The 238-nt window shown below is 73.9% G+C and carries 1 protein-coding gene; it reads right to left on the bottom strand.

Translation table 11 applies throughout. From position 1 onward, the window contains the following. The coding region (locus AAEY93_RS21305; protein WP_351079697.1) for a hypothetical protein at window positions 1-207 on the bottom strand (207 nt) is incomplete at its 3' end. Window positions 208-238 lie beyond the last annotated feature (31 nt).

The raw sequence follows: 238 nt of genomic DNA, 5'->3' as shown, positions 1-238 counted from the left end.
TGCATGCCCCCACCACCCCCACACACGCCCACTGCCGAACGAAAGCGCCCCCCGCCCCCCCCCCCCCCCCCCACAACCCACCCCCCCCCCCCCCCCCACCACCCCACCCCCCCCCCCCCCCCCCCCCCCCCCCCCGCCCCCCCCCCCCCCCCCCACCACCCCACCACCCGGACAGCCACCCAACCCTAACGCCTCCGAAGCGAACACCCAAGTCAGTAATTCCTTATAATTGTTATAC

It is taken from the genome of Shewanella sp. CAL98-MNA-CIBAN-0140 (assembly GCF_040309905.1).
GTDB lineage: Bacteria > Pseudomonadota > Gammaproteobacteria > Enterobacterales > Shewanellaceae > Shewanella > Shewanella psychromarinicola.
This window is presented reverse-complemented; position numbering and strand designations above follow the sequence as displayed.